General features: G+C 61.0%; 12 protein-coding genes and 1 pseudogene. 2 read left to right on the plus strand and 11 right to left on the minus strand.

Going from position 1 to position 18,788, the window contains the following annotated elements; genetic code table 11:
• From Q0L30_RS10020 to Q0L30_RS10030, 3 genes are read right to left on the minus strand one after another with little or no spacing between them, the layout of a single operon-like run.
• Positions 1–654 (minus strand): response regulator transcription factor, encoded by a 654-nt coding sequence (locus Q0L30_RS10020; RefSeq protein ID WP_296654483.1) that lies wholly within the window; start codon positions 652–654, stop codon positions 1–3.
• A 36-nt stretch (positions 655–690) separates the two neighbouring features.
• Positions 691–1,146 carry a DUF4019 domain-containing protein gene (locus tag Q0L30_RS10025; protein ID WP_296654485.1) on the minus strand — a complete coding sequence of 152 codons (456 nt, stop codon included), beginning with the start codon at positions 1,144–1,146 and terminating at the stop codon, positions 691–693.
• A 55-nt stretch (positions 1,147–1,201) separates the two neighbouring features.
• On the minus strand, positions 1,202–7,393 hold the full coding sequence (locus Q0L30_RS10030) for an ESPR-type extended signal peptide-containing protein (protein ID WP_296654753.1): 6,192 nt from the start codon (positions 7,391–7,393) through the stop codon (positions 1,202–1,204).
• Between the two features lie 1,057 nt (positions 7,394–8,450).
• On the opposite strand from Q0L30_RS10030, the gene Q0L30_RS10035 reads away from it, so the two are divergent.
• Positions 8,451–8,741, plus strand: coding sequence for a hypothetical protein (locus Q0L30_RS10035; RefSeq protein ID WP_296654487.1), 291 nt, complete (start codon positions 8,451–8,453; stop codon positions 8,739–8,741).
• Between the two features lie 49 nt (positions 8,742–8,790).
• On the opposite strand, the gene Q0L30_RS10040 is transcribed toward Q0L30_RS10035, so the two are convergent.
• Together Q0L30_RS10040 and Q0L30_RS10045 are read right to left on the minus strand one after the other, a co-directional pair.
• Positions 8,791–8,931 carry a hypothetical protein gene (locus tag Q0L30_RS10040; protein ID WP_296654489.1) on the minus strand — a complete coding sequence of 47 codons (141 nt, stop codon included), beginning with the start codon at positions 8,929–8,931 and terminating at the stop codon, positions 8,791–8,793.
• 477 nt (positions 8,932–9,408) lie between these two features.
• Positions 9,409–10,311: pseudogene (locus tag Q0L30_RS10045) on the minus strand (S1/P1 nuclease); the annotation flags it as partial.
• A gap of 507 nt (positions 10,312–10,818) precedes the next feature.
• On the opposite strand from Q0L30_RS10045, the gene Q0L30_RS10050 reads away from it, so the two are divergent.
• Positions 10,819–11,583 carry a hypothetical protein gene (locus Q0L30_RS10050; RefSeq protein ID WP_296654493.1) on the plus strand — a complete coding sequence of 255 codons (765 nt, stop codon included), beginning with the start codon at positions 10,819–10,821 and terminating at the stop codon, positions 11,581–11,583.
• Here Q0L30_RS10050 and Q0L30_RS10055 read toward each other — a convergent pair.
• Genes Q0L30_RS10055 through hyfB form a run of 6 tightly spaced genes read right to left on the minus strand, consistent with a single transcriptional unit; the run spans position 11,580 to position 18,765 of the window.
• Complete coding sequence (locus Q0L30_RS10055) at positions 11,580–12,098, minus strand: NADH-quinone oxidoreductase subunit B family protein (protein ID WP_296654495.1); 519 nt, start codon at positions 12,096–12,098, stop codon at positions 11,580–11,582. The two genes, Q0L30_RS10050 and Q0L30_RS10055, sit on opposite strands and share 4 nt — an antisense overlap.
• On the minus strand, positions 12,095–13,657 hold the full coding sequence (locus Q0L30_RS10060) for an NADH-quinone oxidoreductase subunit C (protein WP_296654497.1): 1,563 nt from the start codon (positions 13,655–13,657) through the stop codon (positions 12,095–12,097). The genes Q0L30_RS10055 and Q0L30_RS10060 overlap by 4 nt, the downstream gene beginning before the upstream one ends.
• A gap of 3 nt (positions 13,658–13,660) precedes the next feature.
• Entirely contained in the window at positions 13,661–15,157 is a 1,497-nt protein-coding gene (locus Q0L30_RS10065; RefSeq protein ID WP_296654499.1) for a hydrogenase 4 subunit F, read from the minus strand.
• The gene (locus Q0L30_RS10070; protein WP_296654502.1) at positions 15,150–15,809 is read right to left on the minus strand and encodes a formate hydrogenlyase; all 660 of its coding nucleotides are present in this window, start codon (positions 15,807–15,809) and stop codon (positions 15,150–15,152) included. Before Q0L30_RS10070 ends, Q0L30_RS10065 begins: the two co-directional genes overlap by 8 nt.
• Entirely contained in the window at positions 15,809–16,759 is a 951-nt protein-coding gene (locus Q0L30_RS10075; protein ID WP_296654505.1) for an NADH-quinone oxidoreductase subunit H, read from the minus strand. Before Q0L30_RS10075 ends, Q0L30_RS10070 begins: the two co-directional genes overlap by 1 nt.
• Entirely contained in the window at positions 16,756–18,765 is a 2,010-nt protein-coding gene (hyfB, locus tag Q0L30_RS10080) for a hydrogenase 4 subunit B (protein ID WP_296654508.1), read from the minus strand. Before hyfB ends, Q0L30_RS10075 begins: the two co-directional genes overlap by 4 nt.
• Positions 18,766–18,788 lie beyond the last annotated feature (23 nt).

Here is an 18,788-nt window from a genome sequence, read left to right on the forward strand (position 1 = left end):
TCAGTGCACTGCGCCGTGAAAGCCGACCTTGAACGCATAAGACAACAATTCAGCATCGTCGGCGATGCCGAGCTTACGCATGGCCTCTGCCTTCAGTGCGTCAATGGTGTGTCTGGACCGGTTGAGCTTGCGCGCAATCTCGACGGTCGACATGCCGGTCGCGTAGAGCTGGATCACCCGTACCTCAGGCTTCGATAAACCCATGCACAGGCCAAGACCGTTGACGACAGGTTCTTGCATCCAGGTCCCGCAGACGGCGCGGCGTGAACAGGAAGCGTCATCCGTGTACGCAGTGCGGATGGCGGCGATCAGATAGCTCGGGTCAACAGACTTGTTGATGCATGCACGCACACCGATCTGCGTGAGTTGCCGCGCGATGGCAGGGCTATCGATGACGGTAAAGGCCACGATCCTTAAATCCGGATACCGGCGACGCAGCCAGGAAAACATCTCGAATCCGTCGCCGATCGTTCCGTTCGGCATCATATAGTCCGACACGAGGACATCGCACGGCTTCGTTTCGAGTAATTTAACCAGCTCGTCAGGATTATTCGCGGTTCCGGAGATTCTTATTGCTTTGACTGAACCTAGTATGCATACGACGCCAGCAATAATCGTTGGGTGATCGTCTGCAATGATGACGTCAATGACCATGTCGATCCTGGTGATTCCCGCGATCGCCCTGATGGCTCACTGCACAGCACCCTGTTCCTGGCGGGGTACATAGCCGGTAAAGTGCCAGCGACCATCGTCTTCGAGGCGAAAACTCAGTTTTTCAAACACGTTCGCGCCGGTCGCGAGTGTCGTTGCGTAGTCGATATTCGCATACAGACCGTCGGGAACTTCGAGCGCGTTTTTGTAGATGATCCGGGTGATCTGTGCCCAACCACGACGGTTGACCGTGCCGAGCTTTTTCCTGGCCTCCAGGATGCCGGCTTCGAATTTATCCCTTTCGATACGATCTTTCACGAATTTGGCTGCGCCATTCCACACGACTCTGATCTGTCCATTGTCAAGGTGACGAAACACGACGTCTGCCTCCTGAAGTAGTTCGTTGGCCGACTCGCCATTGGATTGCGCGTGTGCATTTAAAGCAGTGGCGAGTGCAATGAGGGTGATGGATGATTTTATGAGCGTGTTTGCCATGTGTTTAGTCATGCAAAAGGTTCAGGAAACCATTGTGCGCTGCAAGCGGCAACGTTCACCAGCCAAATCCGAATCCCGCGCCGTACGTCTTGTTGTCTCCCGATATACCGACGCCGATCTTCAACACTGCGTTCGGCGACAGATTCGCGCTCGCGCCGAAAGCCATACCGGATTGGCCTGCGAAACGCGCTACGCCAACCGCGACAGTGAACGTTTTGCCTGGCGCAACCTGCGGCAGCATGGTCAGCGCAGTGGCCGCGGCAATGCCTTGCCGCGCCATCTTGTTGGTGTTTTGCAGTTCAGCGCTCAAGCTATTGATCTGCATTTGCTGATTCTGCGCAGAATGCGTAAACGACGTCGAAAGTGCATTGAGCTGGTTAAGGTTGACAGCGTCCGTGCCCTCCGTGCCCGGGGCCACGTTGATGATCTGACGTTGCTGCGTATCGTTGCCGACCGACACGACGTTCGAGCGACCGCTGTTTGTGGAGTCCGCACCTAACGCAACTGAATTCGACCCTGGCGTGACGGTCGGTGCGACGCTGCCAGGGATGCTCATGTCGGCGCCGGTGCCGGGGGCGCCGGACCCGGGCGGCTGATTCGCAAAGGACGTCGACAGTGACGCGAGAGAATTGTTGAAGTCCGCCATGCCTGACGAAAGCGATGCGATCGAACTTTCCGATGTGCTCAAACCTGTCGACAGAGATTCGTTGCCGCCAGCAAGCGGCGGGAGCGTATCCACGATGCTGGTGGTCGTGCTCAAATCAGTGCTCAACGAAGATACCGAGGTGGACAACGAATTGACTACTCGATACGCCGCGTCGAGCTGGCTGCCGTTCACCGCATCCGTGCTGGTGGCGGAAATGCGTCCCGCGGCGACGTTGGTGATCTGGCGTTCGGCGCCCGGCGCGCCGATGCTGATTACGCTGAGTGGGGCGCCACCGGCAAACGCATAGGCGACGCCGCCAATCGTCGCACTCGATGTCGGGTTCGGAGCAGCGGTGATCGAACCGGAACCTAATGCGACAGCGCCCGCATTGTTCGCGACGGCGTTTGCGCCGAATGCGAGCGTGTCGGCAGCGGTTGCGGTCGAACTGCTGCCGAGTGCGATCGAATTGTCGCCTGTTGCCACGATTGCGTTGCCGACAGCGATTGCTTTAATACCGCTCGCGGTATTGGAGAACCCAATCGACACGGACTCGCCGCCCGTGGCCATCGCCTGCTGCCCGATGGCTACGGCGCCACTCGATTCGGCTTGCGCGCCATCGCCCATGGCTACGCCGCCGGCCCCCGCCGCGGTTGCGTTCACGCCGATGGCCAGTGCATTGGCACCCGTTGCGCCGTCATTGTTCCAGTTGCCCTGTTGCGTGCCGTTATCGTTGATGCTGTAGTAATGCGGCTTTATGCCGTCTACGGCGGTCGAAGTCGAGGTGGACAGCGACGCGATGGAACTGTTGACCGATACAAGTCCGGTGGACAGTGAGCCAATGCCGGTCGAGGTCGACGCGGATAGCGACGTGACGGTGCTGTTGGTCGTGCTCAGGCCGGTCGAGAGGGAATCGATCGAGCTGGTCGCCGTCGACAAACCTGTCGAGACGGACGTCGACATCGAGGTGACGGTGCTGTTGGTCGAACTCAGACCGGTCGACAGGGAGTCAACTCCGATGGTGCCCGTCGAGATTCCCGTCGATAGCGAATCGAGCGCGGTGTTGGTCGCGTAGAGCTGCGAGCCGTTGATGGCATCGGTACTCGTCGCGGAGATCTGGCCGGCAGCAACATTGGTGATTTGACGCTCCGCCCCGACAGCCCCAACGCTCACCACACTCAATGGATTCGAACCCGCGAAAGTGTAGGGTACGCCGCCGATTATCGTGCCGGCTCGGGCTGTCGGCCTGGGCGCGGCGGTGGTCGAGCCTGCGCCAAGCGCGACGTCATCGGCGTTGTTTGCGACGGCGTTCGGTCCGAGCGCAATCGAATCCGTGCCCAGCGCGCGGCTGTCCGTGCCGGTCGAGTTGGCGTGGAAGTACTTGAGGCCTTGACTGTTGATATGGTCGATGGCTGCGCCGACGCTATTGGCGCTACTGGTCGTGCCGTTCGCGTTGTACATCGTGTACGACGGCGCAGAGATGGCGCCGGTCGCGGCGTTGTAGGTCGAGCCCCCGCCGAGCGCTGCAGCAGTGCTGGTGCCCAGATTGTCGGTTGTGACCGCAACCGTACTCAAACCGGTGGACAACGAGCTGACGCTCGACGAGGTTGAGCTCGACAGGGAGGTGATCGAACTGGTAGCCGTTGAAAGCCCCGTCGAGGTCGACGTCGATAGCGACGTGACGGTGCTGTTCGTTGAGCTCAGACCGGTCGACAGGGAGCTGACCGTGCTGTTGGTCGTGCTTAATCCGGTCGACAGCGAGGTGACGGTGCTGTTGGTCGAACTCAGACCGGTCGACAGGGAACTGACCGTGCTGTTCGTCGTGCTCAATCCGGTCGACAGCGAGGTGACGGTACTGTTGGTCGTGCTCAGGCCGGTCGACAGGGAGTCAACTCCGATGGTGCCCGTCGAGATTCCCGTCGATAGCGAATTAAGTGCCTCGTTGGTCGCGTAGAGCTGCGAGCCGTTGATGGCATCGGTACTCGTCGCGGAGATCTCGCCGGCCGCAACATTGCTGATTTGACGCTCCGCCCCGACAGCGCCAACGCTCACCACACTCAATGGATTCGCACCCGCGAAAGAGTAGGGTACGCCGCCGAGTGTCGTGCCGGTTGTCGGCTTTGGCGCAGCAGTGGTCGAGCCGGTGCCAAGTGCGACGTCATTGGCGTTGGTTGCGACGGCGTTCGACCCGAGCGCGATCGAATTGGTGCCCAGTGCCTGGCTGTCCGGGCCGGTCGAGTTGGTGTGGAAGTACTTGATGCCTTGACTGTTGATCTGGTCGACGGCCGCGCTGACGCTATTGACGCCACTGGTCGTGCCGTTCGCGTTGTACATCGTGTACGACGGCGCGGAGATGGCGCCGGTGGCGGCATTATAGGTCGCGCCCCCGCCGAGCGCAGCGGCAGTGCTGGTGCCCAGGTTATCGGTTGTGACCACAACCGTGCTCAAACCGGTGGACAGCGAGCCGATTCCGGTCGAAGTGGACGTCGACAAGGAAGTGATCGAACTGGTGGCCGTCGATAGTCCTGTCGACAGGGAACTGACGCTGGTCGAAGTCGACGTCGATAGCGAGGTAACCGTACTGTTGGTTGAGCTCAGGCCTGTCGACAGGGAGCTGAAGCCGGTCGAAGTGGACGTCGACAGCGACGTGACCGAGCTGTTCGTCGAACTCAATCCAGTCGACAAAGAGCTGATACCGGTTGACGTGGACGTCGACAGCGAATCGATCGAACTAGTGGCCGTCGACAGCCCTGTCGAGGTAGACGTCGATAGCGACGCGACGGTGCTGTTCGTTGAGCTCAGTCCCGTCGACAGGGAACTGAAGCCGGTCGAAGTGGACGTCGACAGCGACGTGACGGTGCTGTTTGTCGAACTCAGTCCAGTCGACAGGGAGCTGACGCCAGTCGACAGGGAACTGATGCCAGTCGAGGTCGAAGTGGACAGCGACGTGACCGTGCTGTTCGTTGAACTCAATCCGGTCGACAAAGAGCTGATACCGGTCGACGTGGACGTCGACAACGAAGTGATCGAACTGGTGGCCGTTGACAGTCCCGTCGAGGTCGACGTCGATAGCGAGGTGACCGAGCTGTTCGTTGAACTCAGTCCCGTCGACAGGGAACTGGCGTTGGTCGAGGTCGACGTGGACAGCGAGGTGACGGCGCTGTTGGTCGAACTCAGTCCGGTCGACAGAGAGCCGACGCCAGTCGATAGGGAACTGATGCCAGTCGAGGTGGATGTGGACAGCGAGGTGACCGTGCTGTTCGTTGAACTCAATCCGGTCGACAAGGAGCCGATACCCGTCGACGTGGACGTCGACAACGAAGTGATCGAACTAGTGGCTGTTGAGAGTCCTGTCGAGGTAGACGTCGATAGCGACGTGACGGTGCTGTTGGTCGAACTCAATCCAGTCGACAAAGAGCTGATACCGGTTGACGTGGACGTCGACAGCGATGTGATCGAACTAGTCGCCGTTGACAGTCCTGTCGACAGGGAGCTGGCGTTGGTCGATGTCGACGTGGACAGCGACGTGACGGTGCTGTTGGTCGAACTCAATCCGGTCGACAAGGAGCTGATACCCGTCGACGTGGACGTCGACAGAGAAGTAATCGAACTGGTGGCCGTCGACAGTCCTGTCGACAGCGAGCTGGCGTTGGTCGATGTCGAAGTGGACAGCGAGGTGACGGAGCTGTTGGTCGAACTCAATCCGGTCGACAAGGAACTGATACCCGTCGACGTGGATGTCGACAGCGAAGTAATCGAGCTAGTTGCTGTCGACAGTCCTGTCGATGTCGAAGTGGACAGCGAGGTGACGGAGCTGTTGGTCGAACTCAATCCGGTCGACAAGGAGCTGGCGTTGGTCGAGGTCGAGGTGGACAGCGACGTGACCGTGCTGTTGGTTGAACTCAATCCGGTCGACAAGGAACTGATACCCGTCGACGTGGATGTCGACAGAGATGTGATCGAGCTAGTGGCCGTCGACAGTCCTGTCGAGGTCGAAGTGGACAACGACGTGACCGTGCTGTTGGTTGAACTCAATCCGGTCGACAGGGAACTGATACCGGTGGACGTGGACGTCGACAACGAAGTAATCGAGCTAGTGGCTGTCGACAGTCCTGTCGAGGTCGAAGTGGACAGCGACGTGACGGTGCTGTTGGTTGAACTCAATCCGGTCGACAGCGAACTGGCGTTGGTCGATGTCGAAGTGGACAACGAGGTGACGGTGCTATTGGTCGAACTCAATCCGGTCGACAAAGAGCTGATACCCGTCGACGTGGATGTCGACAACGAAGTGATCGAACTAGTGGCCGTTGACAGTCCGGTCGACAGCGAGCTGGCGTTGGTCGACGTGGACGTCGACAGCGAAGTAATCGAACTAGTGGCCGTCGACAGTCCGGTCGACAGGGAGCTGGCGTTGGTCGAGGTCGACGTGGACAGCGAGGTGAGAGAACTGTTGGTGGAACTCAGTCCTGTCGACAGGGAACTGGCGTTGGTCGAGGCCGAAGTCGACAACGACGAGACTGCGCTACCGGTCGTACTGAGCCCGGTCGACAGAGAACTCAACGCTGTCGAGTCCGAAGTAGACAAACTGGCGATACTCGACGCCGTCGTGCTTGCGACGGAATAAAGCTGGCTACCGTTGATTGCATCGGTGCTCGTGGGGCTGACCAGACCGGCCGCGACGAACTGGACACGTTTCTCGGTACCGGTGCCGCCGATACTGACCACGCCTGCTGCACCGCTTGAACCAGCAAAGTTACCAAAAGTCAGGTTTCCGATCGTTGCGCTGCTATACACGCCAATACCGGCGGTCGCCGATGTCGCCGTGCCAACCGTAGTGGCGCCTTGACCCAGCGCAACCGATCCAGTGACGCTTGCTGTGGCATTGGGGCCAAGGGCTGTCGTCGTGGAACCGTTGGCTAACGCCCAGTTGCCGAGAGCCACACTGCTCGCGCCGGAGGCGGTTGCTTTGTTACCGAGAGCCGCACTGCTCGCGCCGGAGGCGGTTGCATTGGGTCCAAACACCGCGGCCGACGCATTTGACGCCACTGCGGACGTGCCGATTGCGATAGCTCCGTTGAGTCCACCCGATGAAGCCGTGGCACCGTAGCCAATCGCCACCGCCCCGGTTGTAGTCGAATCGGTGAAAGCGCTGCGGCCAATTGCAACGCCATTTATACCCTGGGCACTCGCTCCGCCAGTGCCGGTATTATTTCCTCCACCAATTGCAACCGAACTGTCTCCGGCTGCACGGGTGTCGTTACCCAGCGCAACCGATCCCACGCCGCCACTGCTTGCGCCCGAGCCGACGCCGACGGTCCCCGCATTCGACGCGGTGGTATTGTTACCCACCGCAATTCCGTAAGCTCCGCCTGCAGTGGCATTGGTACCAATACCAATCGAGTTGGATCCCGTTGCATTTCCGCCCCCAGCGGAGTATTGACCAAGGGCTGGGCCGGAAACGAAAAGTGCCGTTAATGAAACAGCAGCCGCAATCGCCTTTTTATTGACGGCGCCAGCCGATCTTCCGCGCGCGGCGTCAATTTCAGATGCTGCAACCCATGCGCCAAGCGATTCATTCCAGATCGAGCGATATATCTTATTCATTTTACATTCCCGATACGTTAACTCGTAAATAAGGCAACCGCCTGAATGCGATAAAGGGTTGCTTCGCAAAACTAACCGGTCAAACGGATCCGCCAGATGCACTGTGCGAATGCGATGCGAATTAATCTGACGGCAAAATCCAAATTTAGAGAAAGCACTTAACGGAATGCGACACGAACAGTATCAAAATTTATTGGGTTTATACATTGAACTTGTCTGATTTTTATACTTATAAACATCATTTGTGCATCGTTTTTAATCTGTTTTGAGTAAATGCGATAGCCGTGATCTGCCCCCTGCAAACTGGGCCGGCAGGGGGCCTGGTAAAGTTCGTTTTCGGGCAAGAGACGAGCATGCAGAAGCGCTTTGCGGAACTGCAAATCCAGGCTCGCATAATCGTTGCGCCATGGCATCGGGGCCGCAACGAGCACAGGTCGCGGCAGCGCACTGAAGGATCTTTTGCCGGTAGAGGGCGTAGCGAAACGTCGTGCAATAGCGGCAATCCATGTGCGATGCGAAATTAAATCTTTAAATTTCCTCCTCAAGTGAATTGAGCAAATTCAATTAAGCCCGGAGGAGTAAGAATTTGATTTTTAGGCTGCAATCAATTTAATTGATCATCCGTGATATCAATATTTACTGGATCGGCGGATTCACGCTATCCTGTTTTTGTATCATGGAATTCACATTCGATCTGAATTTATCAATCTGAGCGAGCCTGTGAGAGCGTAATACAAGGTTGCAGCCGCTATCAGGCAGGAAGCCGGCGAGACTAAAGGCAACGCTAAAAATGCCGTTATGCAGTAAAGGATCGGCATGACTTCCCTGCTGCGCTTGTATGCCGGTTTAGGCCGGACGGGCTGCGATCACGAGCACGTGCAACAGCGTACGGGGAACAGGCGGTCGCGGTTAGCGCTTTACATGAAAAGTCTGTCTGAATCGGGCGGGTCGTGCGCGGCAAGGTGGTGCCAATGTGTATCTGCCGAATTGTTTTTGTGTAGATCAGTGAGCCGGGCAATAGCGCCATTTACTGCCGACTTAACTCCATGGAAAAATTATGAGCGAGCAGCTTCAGCACATCATCGACAGCGAGCACGAGCGCTGGGCGCTGAACATTTCGTCAGCGTTGCGTTCACTGCGCAGGTATGGCTTTTTCGTCGTGCAGGACCCTAATGCAGCGGCACTGCCCGCACCCGACCAGCAGCGCCAGGCACGCGAGGCAGCCTGCCATCTGCTTGCGGTGCCCGCGAATAACGAGAATCTGTCCACACACGCTGTTCACGAACTCGCACGCATGTTGCTCGAAGACGGCGCGGCTGGCCTCAAGCATATTCGCGGGCTGGAATAGCCGGCGTGCCGATGGCGACCGCTGCCGCCATCACGTAGCGCAGCGAAGGCTAGTTGATGGTGCGAACGCGCTGACCACGCGCAGCACCCGTATGAGTTGCCGGTTGCTCCGGCAAAAGTAAGGCGCCGACAATAAGCAATGCTACAAAAATGGCAAAGATAATGCCGATTCGCTTTAGCAGTTTTTTCATGCGCAATTAATCTGCCCAGAATGCATTGGCGGGAAAATTTCAACAAGCAGCGCGGCATTGTAAATGCTCGCATGACCAGCACGTCTCATAAGTGACGCATCGGCGGCGATCTGGAATAGACGGCGGCCAGGCGGATCGGGAAGGCGCGGCCTGGCCCGTCAGGGGCAACATGGTTCGTTGCTTTACCATTTGAAGTCGTGAAACCGATGCATCTCCGTCAGTGCCAATGCGGACGGGGTTGCATCGGTGAGTCACTCAGCGGCTTCATCAGGCCGAGCAGGTTTTTCCTCCCGCTGGACGATAGCTGCCTGCTTTCGCCTGATCTTCGTACATGTAGACGCCATGCTTCGTATTGCCGTAATACGGCGAGCCGGGGCAGTGATAAACGCCTGACTTCGTGTTGACCCACACCAGGACTCCATCGCCCGGCGGGCTTGTCGAGCCCGGCATCTGCAGATCTGCGCCATTTAGCACCATCGCGAGCCGCACGCCTGCGCGGCTCAATTGCAGAGCGACGTCTTGCTGTGCAGTGGAAACATAGTCGCTTGACAACGCATAGGTTCCTGAACTGTTCGGCGCGGGCAGCTTGCCGTACACATCCCGCTTCGCGATGTCGAACGCCTCCAGAGACCAGTCGCGCGGCGTCTGCGTCTGCCAGGTGGCGACCTGGCCGCTGGTGAGGTTGTCGATCAATTGACTGGCGACCGTATTGGTGTCGCTGCCGAGCTGCTTGACGAACGCCGTGTCCCAGTAACTATGCAGCTTGCCAGGCGCAATGCCGGGTGCCGACACCATCTTGTCGTTGCCGCCGCGATCGCTGCTGTCGCTTGCATGCAACGGCTGGTGCAGGTCGCCAACAAAGTGCAGCAGGAACTGGAGCGCGAGCAGACGTTCGGCGTCGGTGGTCTGAGGCGCCGCCAGCTCCTTCGCGAATTGATCCACTTTATCGACCACGCATGCGATAGCCGGGCCGGTGGAAGCTGGCGTGTTGAGCGGCAATGGCGGATGGCCAAAGCACGCGGCATCGATGTCGCCGTCGCTGATTTCGGTGTCGACGAAGTGCCAGTTCGCAGTTTCAGGATGTTTGTTGCGATAGCGGTCGGCCCAGATCGCTTCGCTCGCCAAGTCCGTCGCGGTGAGGCCAGTGTTGTCCTTCGCGAGCATTGCGTTGACGGCGGCACGCGTGCTGCTCGTCAGGTAGTGATCGGCGATCTTTGCGACGATCCGGTGCCCTCCATCGCCCCACGCGAAAGCGCTTGGGGCGATGGCGAGGAGCAGCGCGCCGCAGGCCAGCCAGTGGCGGACGCGGTGGCGGGACTGAGTTGGAAGGTTGAACGGTTTCGTCGGCACGGCGTGGAGCCTCGACTCGGGTGCTGTCATTTTCTGATCTCCTGCGTTTCTGGATGAAGAGCGAAGAACGTTGTCGGAGCGTCAGTATGACTAACCAACTGCTGGATCGTGATGACAATCGGCGTCGAAGGCCAACTTCGACAGCGTGATGTGCGGTGCATTCATGCATGGACGCGACGCTGCGATTGGGTATCGTGGTAGCCTTTGCTCCAGCGTTGCTTCAATTCTGGAATTTGTTTCAGGCGTCTTCTTTTATTGGACTCCTACGGAAACGTCACGCTACTTTAAAAGGATTTCGGACGTTGCCGGTCATGGGCAAGACTTCCCAAAATATTTCTCTCTCATGCTTCTGGCCGCGCAGGGTTTTGAGTGCCGGTTGCGCAGGCAGGGCGCGAGAACGGGAGGTCAGATTGTCGATACGCCCAGCGGCGCAAGAGGTTGCGCCAGAGAATAAGTCGCGCTTATTTGCCCGTGAAGCGGCGTAGCCGGGGCGTGGTATTTAATTCTTGTCGCGAGATCGTAAAGAGGTGAAGTGCCATGAAAATCGGCGGAGTGGAAAATTTTTCCATTTGCATTGCCACACCAAGTCTCCGCTCCATGATGTCGTCAAGTTATGTGCGATCTATTTCAGAGTTGCAGGCAAAGTGCTATTCGAGGGGATTTGGATTCGACATCAAGATTGTCAACGGAGTGAGCCCGATAGACCATACTCGAAATTTATTGGTTAGTATTTTTCTGAATCAAACGAATTGTTCGCATCTCTTGTTCGTTGACGACGATATGGGGTTTAGCGTTGACGAATTAATTGCGATGTTCGAGCAGGTGAACGATGCCGATGTGGTCGGTGTAATCTGTCCGAAGCGGAAAATCGATTGGCATCGTATCAAGAAGATTGTGCTGGCTAATCCGGATATCAATCCGGCGCACCTGGCCAATCTTGGCGGTAGCTACGAAGGCATGTTTTCCGTACCGAACAATGCTGCGACGGTTTCCGTCGGGCGACAATTGATTCCCGTCGATGCCGTCGGCACAGGGTTGATGCTTGTCTCGCGCTCATGTTTCGAGCGTCTGAGAAGAGTGGCCAAACTCACTTCGTACTATATGAACGAATACGATGGGCTACGTTGCGAGTCGTATTTTCAGTCCCGCCCCGGCCTTGGAGAAGATTTTGCGTTCTGTAATCTGGTTCTTCGTCATGGTGGCACAGTGCGTGGCGCGACAAACGTCACTGTCACGCACGCGGGACTTCACGACTACATCGGAGATTTACCCGGGATTGCCAAATACGAACGCCCCGCCTAACGCTTCGAAGCGCGGACTGCGGCGAAAATGCCTCTCAGGAGTTCGACCGGCGAAGGCGGGCAGCCCGGTATGGTGACGTCGACTGGCAGCAACTTCTCAAGCGGACCGCAGACGGCATAGCTGTCGCGGAATATTCCCCCGGTGCACGCGCACTCGCCAGCGGCCACCACCAGCTTCGGAGCGGGCGTCGCCTCGTAGGCCAGTCGTACCGCCTCGCGCATGTTCGATACGAGCGGTCCGGTCACCAGCAGCATGTCTGCGTGCCGGGGGCTCGCAACGAAGCGGATCCCGTGTCCCTCGATGTTGTAGTACGGGTTGTTGAGCGCGTGAATCTCCAGCTCGCAGCCGTTGCACGAGCCCGTGTCGATCTGCCGGATACACAGGGCGCGGCCCAGCACGTCGAGGATTTGCTGGTGCAGCTGCTGGGACTCCGTGCGCCAGTCGCTGCCGCCCTCGGGGACGGGTTCGGCAGGTGCGCGGGGGCTCGCGATTCGCTTGAGAAGTTGCCACGTCACAGGTCGTGCCCCGCATAGCAGAGGTTGAACGATTTGTTGATGAGCGGAAAGTCCGCAACGATATTGCCGATGATCGCAACTTCGACGGCGGGCCAGTTTTGCCACGACGGGTCATGGCAGTGGCAGCGGGCGAGCGTGCCGTCCTCGCCGGTTTCGAGCGCGACCAGCACGTCGCCGCGCCAGCCTTCGACCCACCCGGCGCCATACGAAGGCGCTCGCGCCGTTTCAGGCTGAACGGCAACGCTGCCGCCCGGTAGGCCCGCGACGATCGCGCGGATCTGACGCAGCGATTCATCGATTTCGCTAAACCGCAGCGCGACGCGGGCCGCAACATCGCCGCGTTTGTCGGTGGCGACGCGCGCGCCAATCTCGCTGTAGGGAACCGGCCCATGATCGCTGCGCAGGTCCATGGTGGCGCCGCTCGCCCGCGCAGCGAGCCCGCATACGCCAAACTGGGCGGCCATCTGCGGGTTCAGAAGGCCGGTGTTCGTGAAGCGATCCTGCAATCCCGGGTGATCGTCGTAGATGCGCCGCATCGATCGGACCTCGCGCTCGATGCGCTCGCTCTGGGCGACGATCGCGTCGGCGCAAGCCTTGCTGAGATCGCGCGCAACGCCGCCGGGCTCGACCGCGTCGAACAGGTAACGGTGGTCGAAGGCCTGCTCGTTCAGGCGCAGCCAGTCCTCCTTCATCCGCGAAAACTGTGCGAGCCCGAAGGCGAAGCCCGCATCGTTGCCGAGCGCGCCGACGTCGCCCAGATGATTGGCGACGCGCTCGCGTTCAAGCAGTAGCGCACGCAACCATTGCGCGCGCACCGGAATGGTCGTGCCGAGCGCACGCTCGAGCGCCATGCAGTACGCCCATGCGAAGGCTACGCTGCTGTCTCCCGCGATCCTGCCCGCGAGGCGATGGCCTGCAAGTGCCGGCGTTCGCTCGAATAGACGCTCGACGCCGCGATGGGCGTAGCCGAGCCGTTTTTCAAGCCGCAGCACCTTTTCGCCGACGACGGAGAAACGGAAGTGCCCCGGTTCGATGGTGCCCGCGTGAATGGGCCCCACCGCGATTTCGTGCACGCCGTCGCCGGTGACGCGCGTGAACGCGTAATCCGCTTCGTTCGATTCGAAGCGCTCCATGCCGGATGCGGACTTGCGCAACGGAAAGTAGTCGGCGGGCCAGTTGCCGTGATTCAGCCAGGGACGCGTGTCGTCCGCCCCGCATGCGCGCAGTCCGGTCAGATCGTGGACGGCGCGCTGCATGCGTGCTGCGCACACAAAGCGCGCCGAGAGATCCGGGTACCCGGCGGGTCCGGACGATCCTTTTTCAAGCGGCAACCGGACCCAGAGCAGGCCGTCTTCGACGGCATAGGCCGCGCATATCGTGAACGTGCCATCGCGCGCTTCGGCGCCCCACATCGTCACGAGCCGGCCTCCGTTCTGCGCGACGAGATTGGCTACGCCGATCCATGCGGGGGCATCGGCCTGCACCACGAGCGTGGCCGGCGGATCGGCGAAGTGGGCGAGGCGGCTGAGGCCGGTTAACTGGAGTGCGTCGATCCGCATGAATCATCCTGCAATCATGGCCGCGGCCGCGTGATACCACGCCGCAAGCCAGGGGGGGATGTAGAGCCCGAGCGCAAGCCCGATGGCCAGATGAATGAATACCGGCAGCAGGGCGGGCCGATGGTCGAGCCGGCGCGCAGTCGGTTCGCCGAATGCCATGCCTTGCACGTGCCGGAAAATGACCGCAAACGCGACGGCGAGCGCTACCAGTAGAAGCGGCACCGCCCAGGGCAGCGCATGGATCGCCGTGGTGAGAATCAGGAATTCGCTTGCAAAGACACCGAACGGCGGCATGCCGAGAATCGCGAGCGCGCCGAGGATCATGCCCCAGCCGACGAGCGGACTCACGCGAACGAGCCCGCGAATGCCGTCGATGGACTGCGTGCCGGTTTTTTGCGCGGCGTGACCCACCGTGAAGAAGATGGCCGATTTGATCAGCGAATGCGTCGTCATATGCAGCAGGCCGGCGAACGTCGCCACAGGTCCGCCCAGCCCGAACGCGAAGCTCATCATGCCCATGTGCTCGATCGACGAGAACGAGAAGAGGCGCTTCACGTCCTTCTGCCTGAGGAGCGAGAACGTTGCGACGAGCACGGAGACAAGCCCGAAGCCCACGAGCAGCCGTCCGGGCAGGCCGTTCTGGAGCGCGCCGTCGGCGAGCACCTTGCAGCGCAGCACCGCGTAGAGCGCGACGTTGAGCAGCAGCCCGGACAACACGGCGGAGATCGGCGTCGGGCCTTCCGCGTGGGCGTCGGGCAGCCAGTTGTGCATCGGCACGAGGCCGACCTTGGTCCCATAGCCGATCAGCAGGAACACGAATGCGAGCGAAACGATGACGGGGTCGAGGCTCGCCTTGGCGGCATTCAGGCTGGTCCAGAGCAGCGCGTCGCTGCCGCCCAGGCCGCGGCTTGCGGCGAGGTAAAGCAGGATCGTGCCGAAGAGCGCTTGCGCGATGCCGACGCCGCACAGGATGAAGTATTTCCACGCCGCCTCGATGCTGGCCGCGGTGCGATAGACGCTCACGAGCAGCACGGTCGCGAGCGTCGCGGCCTCCATCGAAACCCACAGCACGCCCATGTTGTTGGTCAGGAGCGCGAGCAGCATCGCGAACACGAACAACTGGTACATCGCGTGATACAGCCGCGTGCGGCCGGCGCTCATCCGGCCACGGTCGCGCTCGGTGCGCATGTACGGCTTCGAGAAAACGGCCGTGGTCCAGCCGACGAACGCGGTCAGCGCGGCGAGAAACACGTTGAGCGGATCGACGTAGAACAACTGGCCGAATGCGAATGCCGGGCCGTGCGCCACAGTGTTCTGCGCGAGCAGGAGCGTGGCGGCGAACGTCACGAGGCTGAACCCGGCGTTCAGGACAGGTGCGATGCGATGCGCGCCTGCCAGCGCAAGCGTCGCGCTCGCCACAAGCGGCAGCGCGAGCACCGCCGGGAGAATCCATGCGTTATACCCGGCGAAACTCCAGGCGACACTCCAGGCGTTACTCATCGTCGGGCTCGCCGAGGTGGGGAATATCCAGGCTGTCGAACTGCTCCCGGATCTGGAACATGAACACGCCGAGAATCAGCATGCCCACGAGCACATCGAGGCCGATGCCGAGTTCGACGAGCATCGGCATGCCGTTCGTGGCGGCAGCCGCGGCGAAAAAGAGGCTGTTTTCCATCGAGAGAAAACCGATCACCTGAGGGATCGCTTTCGCGCGCGTGATCATCATCAGGAACGAGAGCAGCACGCACGCGAGCGCGATGCCGAGCGTGCCGCGCGCGACCGACGAAGCGAACTGCGTGAGCGGCAGCGCGACGTTGAACGCGACGATCACGAGCACGATGCCCGTGAGCAGCGTCGCGGGAATGTTGAGCAGCGGCTCGATGTCGCTCGTCACGTTCAGGCGCTGCACGAGCCGGTAGAGGATCCACGGAATCAGTCCGACCTTGAGCACGAGCGTGAGCGCGGCGGAGACGTAGAGGTGCGTGTCGGCGAGGAGGGAGCCGAGCACGAGATTGGCAAGGGCAAGTACGAGGCCCTGCAGCGTGTACAGATGGATCAGCGCGAGAATGCGCCGCTGGCTCAGCATCGCGAAGGAGATCAACAGCAGGATCGCGGCGAGGAGATTGATGATCTGCGTGGCAAGCCCGTGCATTACGCCCCCAGCAGGAAATGGACGAGCATGCCGATGACGGCGAGCAGATACGCCGTCGCGAGGAATTCGGGCACGCGAAAGAGCCGCATCTTGGCGTTGAGCGTCTCGACGAGCGCGAGCAACGCGCCGCCCGCGAGGAGCTTTGCGAACAGCACGGGCACGGCGAACAGCAGCGCGAGCGGGTTGCCCGCCTCGGCGATGCCCCACGGCACGAAGAGCGCCAGGCCGATGCACGAGTACGCGAAGAGCTTCAGGCTCGATGCCCATTCGATCAGCGCGAGATGGCGCCCGGAGTACTCGAGGAGCATCGCCTCATGGATCATCGTGAGTTCGAGGTGCGTCGCGGGATTGTCGACCGGCAGGCGCGCATTTTCGGCGAGCGACACCATCGTGAACGCGATGCCCGCAAATGCGAGGCTCGGATAGATGGCCAGTTCGCCGTGGCCGAGCAGGGCGACGATGCGCGTGAGCAGCGTCGACTGCGTGATCAGCGAGGCGGAAAACAGCACCATGAGCAGCGCGGGCTCGGCGAGGAAGCCCACCAGCATCTCGCGTCGCGCGCCGAGTGTGCCGAACGCTGTGCCCGCATCCATCGCGGCGAGCGAAGTCGCGACGCGGGCGAGCGCGAACAGCCCGACGAGCGCGATCGCATCGGCGGCGGGCGACAGCGGCAGGTCGGTCGAGAGCGTGGGTACGATTGCGCACGCAAGCGTCATCGCACCCCAGACGACATAGGGCGTGAGGCGCGTGATGGGACTCGAGTGCTGCGCCACCACCGATTCTTTGTTGAAGAGCTTGTGCAGCGTCCGGTACGGCTGCCAGATGCTGGGGCCGCGCCTGCCTTGCAGCCGTGCGCGGCAGATGGCGACCCAGCCCGACAGGAGCGGCGCCGCGGCGAGTGCCACGAGAATTTCGAGTGCTTGAGAGAGCAGTCCGGAAAACGTGATCATCTGCGCACCAGGATCAGCAAAACGATCAGCGCGGCGAAGCTGTACGAGAGGTAGACGGCAATCCGGCCGGTCTGCAGCCTGCCCGCGAGCGCGCCAATCCACTGTACGGCGCGTGCGAGCGGCGCGTAAAGCCAGCCCCACGTGCGGTCGGCGGCAACCACGTGGTAGGTCGGCTGCGTGTCGAACGGCGAGGGCATGTCGCGCTCGATCTTGAAGAGCGGTGTGAAGATTTCGCGGATCGGCTGGCCGAAGCCCTCCGCCGTGTCCTGCATGCGTGCGGTCACGAACGGATTGCCGCAGGCCCAGGGCGCCGAGCGACGCAACCGGCCGTGATAGAAGCGCCGCACAAGCAGCCACGCGAGCGCGCAGCAGCCGAGGAAAAATGCGAGGAAAACGGCGGGCATGTAGCTCGCGCGATCGACGCTGGTGGGGGCGAGCAGCAGCCAGTGGCTTGCCGACACCGCCTCGCCGAGATCGGCGCCCGCGAGTTGACGCGTGACGGGCGCGAGCAGGCGGACGATCTGCACGGGCAGCAGCCCGAGCAGCAAGGTCGCGGCGACGAACCAGCAGAAGCCGGCGCGCCCCCACGCACCGGGATCGCGCGCGCGCGTGAGCGAGGCTTCGCGGGGTTGCCCGAGAAAGACGATCCCGAAGAACTTGACCATCGTGTAGCCCGCGAGCGCCGCGACGAGCGCGACCAGTGCGGCGATAACCGGCACGGCCATGTTCAGAAAGGTATTCGGCAGGGCGGGCGTGAAGAGAAAGCTCTGCAACAGCAGCCATTCGGAGACGAAGCCCGAAAGCGGCGGCAACCCGGCGCTTGCCAGCGCGCCGGCAAGTGCCGTCCAGGCCGTCCACGGCATCCGGTGAATCAGGCCGCCGAGGCGGCCGAGATTGCGCTCGCCCGTCGCATGCAGCACGGCGCCCGTGCCGACGAACAGCAGACTCTTGAACGCCGCGTGGCTCGCGATCTGATAGAGCAATGCGGTCATCGCGAGCGCGGCGAGGCCGTTCATGCCGAACGCGCGGAACAGGATGGCGAGTCCGAGGCTCACGAACATCAGCCCGATATTGTCGATCGACGAATACGCGAGCAGCCGCTTCATGTCCGACTGGATCGCGCTGAACACCACGCCGAGCAGCGCGGTGAACAGACCGAGCGCGAGCATCAGCACGCCCCACCAGGCGATTTGCAGGTGCAGCAGATCGAAGACAGTGCGCAGCAGGCCGTAGAGGCCGGCCTTCAGCACGAAGCCGCTCATGAGCGCGGAAACCGGCGAGGGCGCTGCGGGGTGCGCCTCGGGTAGCCACACGTGAAGCGGAAAGATGCCTGCCTTCGCGCCGAAGCCCACGAGCGCAAGCACAAAAGCGATCGACGCCGGGAAGGGCGCGAGGTGCTGCGCACGCATGGCGGCGAAAGTGTAGTCGCCGGTATTGGCCTGCATCAATCCGAAAGCTACGAGGATGGCCAGCGCGCCGACGTGGGAGATCAGGCAGTAGAGAAAGGCCGCGCTGCGGATTTCGGCGATGCGCGAGTTGCTCATCACGAGGAACGTAGCGGAAAGCGTGAGCACTTCCCAGGCGACGAGGAAGCTGTAGGCGTCGTCGGCGAGGAGCACGAGCGCGAGGCTCGCGATGCACACGTGATACTCGAAGCACAGCAGGCCGGGTGACGTGCCTTCGCCTTTGCGGAAATAGCCCGCAGAGAATGCGCTCACGCCTGTGCTCACCATGCCGAGCACGGCGAGGAAATAGGCCGAGAGCGCATCGAGGCGGAAGTGGAATGGCAAGCCGGGGAGGCCGAGCGGCAGTACGATGGTTTGCGCGTCGCCGGTCATACCGGCGACGCCGAGGCCGAACATCGACATGCCGAGGAGGGCGCCCGCAGGGAAAAGCGCGTGTGCCACCACGCGTGTACGGCGCAGGTTCGCGAGGCCCGCGCTCCCGATCGCCAGCCAGCCGGCGACAACATACAGTGCGAGCTGGATCACGAAGCGATGTTCCATCGAACCTGGTCTCCTGTCGCGTC

Origin of the sequence: Paraburkholderia sp. (assembly GCF_024281035.1) — a bacterium.
Lineage (GTDB): Bacteria > Pseudomonadota > Gammaproteobacteria > Burkholderiales > Burkholderiaceae > Paraburkholderia.

Bases quoted from the DNA above. Each gene is read 5' to 3' on its own strand.
- Q0L30_RS10020 (WP_296654483.1), bottom strand. From the start codon at position 654: ATGGTCATTGACGTCATCATTGCAGACGATCACCCAACGATTATTGCT.
- Q0L30_RS10025 (WP_296654485.1), bottom strand. From the start codon at position 1,146: ATGGCAAACACGCTCATAAAATCATCCATCACCCTCATTGCACTCGCC.
- Q0L30_RS10030 (WP_296654753.1), bottom strand. From the start codon at position 7,393: ATGAATAAGATATATCGCTCGATCTGGAATGAATCGCTTGGCGCATGG.
- Q0L30_RS10035 (WP_296654487.1), top strand. From the start codon at position 8,451: ATGAGCGAGCAGCTTCAGCACATCATCGACAGCGAGCACGAGCGCTGG.
- Q0L30_RS10040 (WP_296654489.1), bottom strand. From the start codon at position 8,931: ATGAAAAAACTGCTAAAGCGAATCGGCATTATCTTTGCCATTTTTGTA.
- Q0L30_RS10050 (WP_296654493.1), top strand. From the start codon at position 10,819: ATGAAAATCGGCGGAGTGGAAAATTTTTCCATTTGCATTGCCACACCA.
- Q0L30_RS10060 (WP_296654497.1), bottom strand. From the start codon at position 13,657: ATGCGGATCGACGCACTCCAGTTAACCGGCCTCAGCCGCCTCGCCCAC.
- Q0L30_RS10065 (WP_296654499.1), bottom strand. From the start codon at position 15,157: ATGAGTAACGCCTGGAGTGTCGCCTGGAGTTTCGCCGGGTATAACGCA.
- Q0L30_RS10070 (WP_296654502.1), bottom strand. From the start codon at position 15,809: ATGCACGGGCTTGCCACGCAGATCATCAATCTCCTCGCCGCGATCCTG.
- Q0L30_RS10075 (WP_296654505.1), bottom strand. From the start codon at position 16,759: ATGATCACGTTTTCCGGACTGCTCTCTCAAGCACTCGAAATTCTCGTG.
- hyfB (WP_296654508.1), bottom strand. From the start codon at position 18,765: ATGGAACATCGCTTCGTGATCCAGCTCGCACTGTATGTTGTCGCCGGC.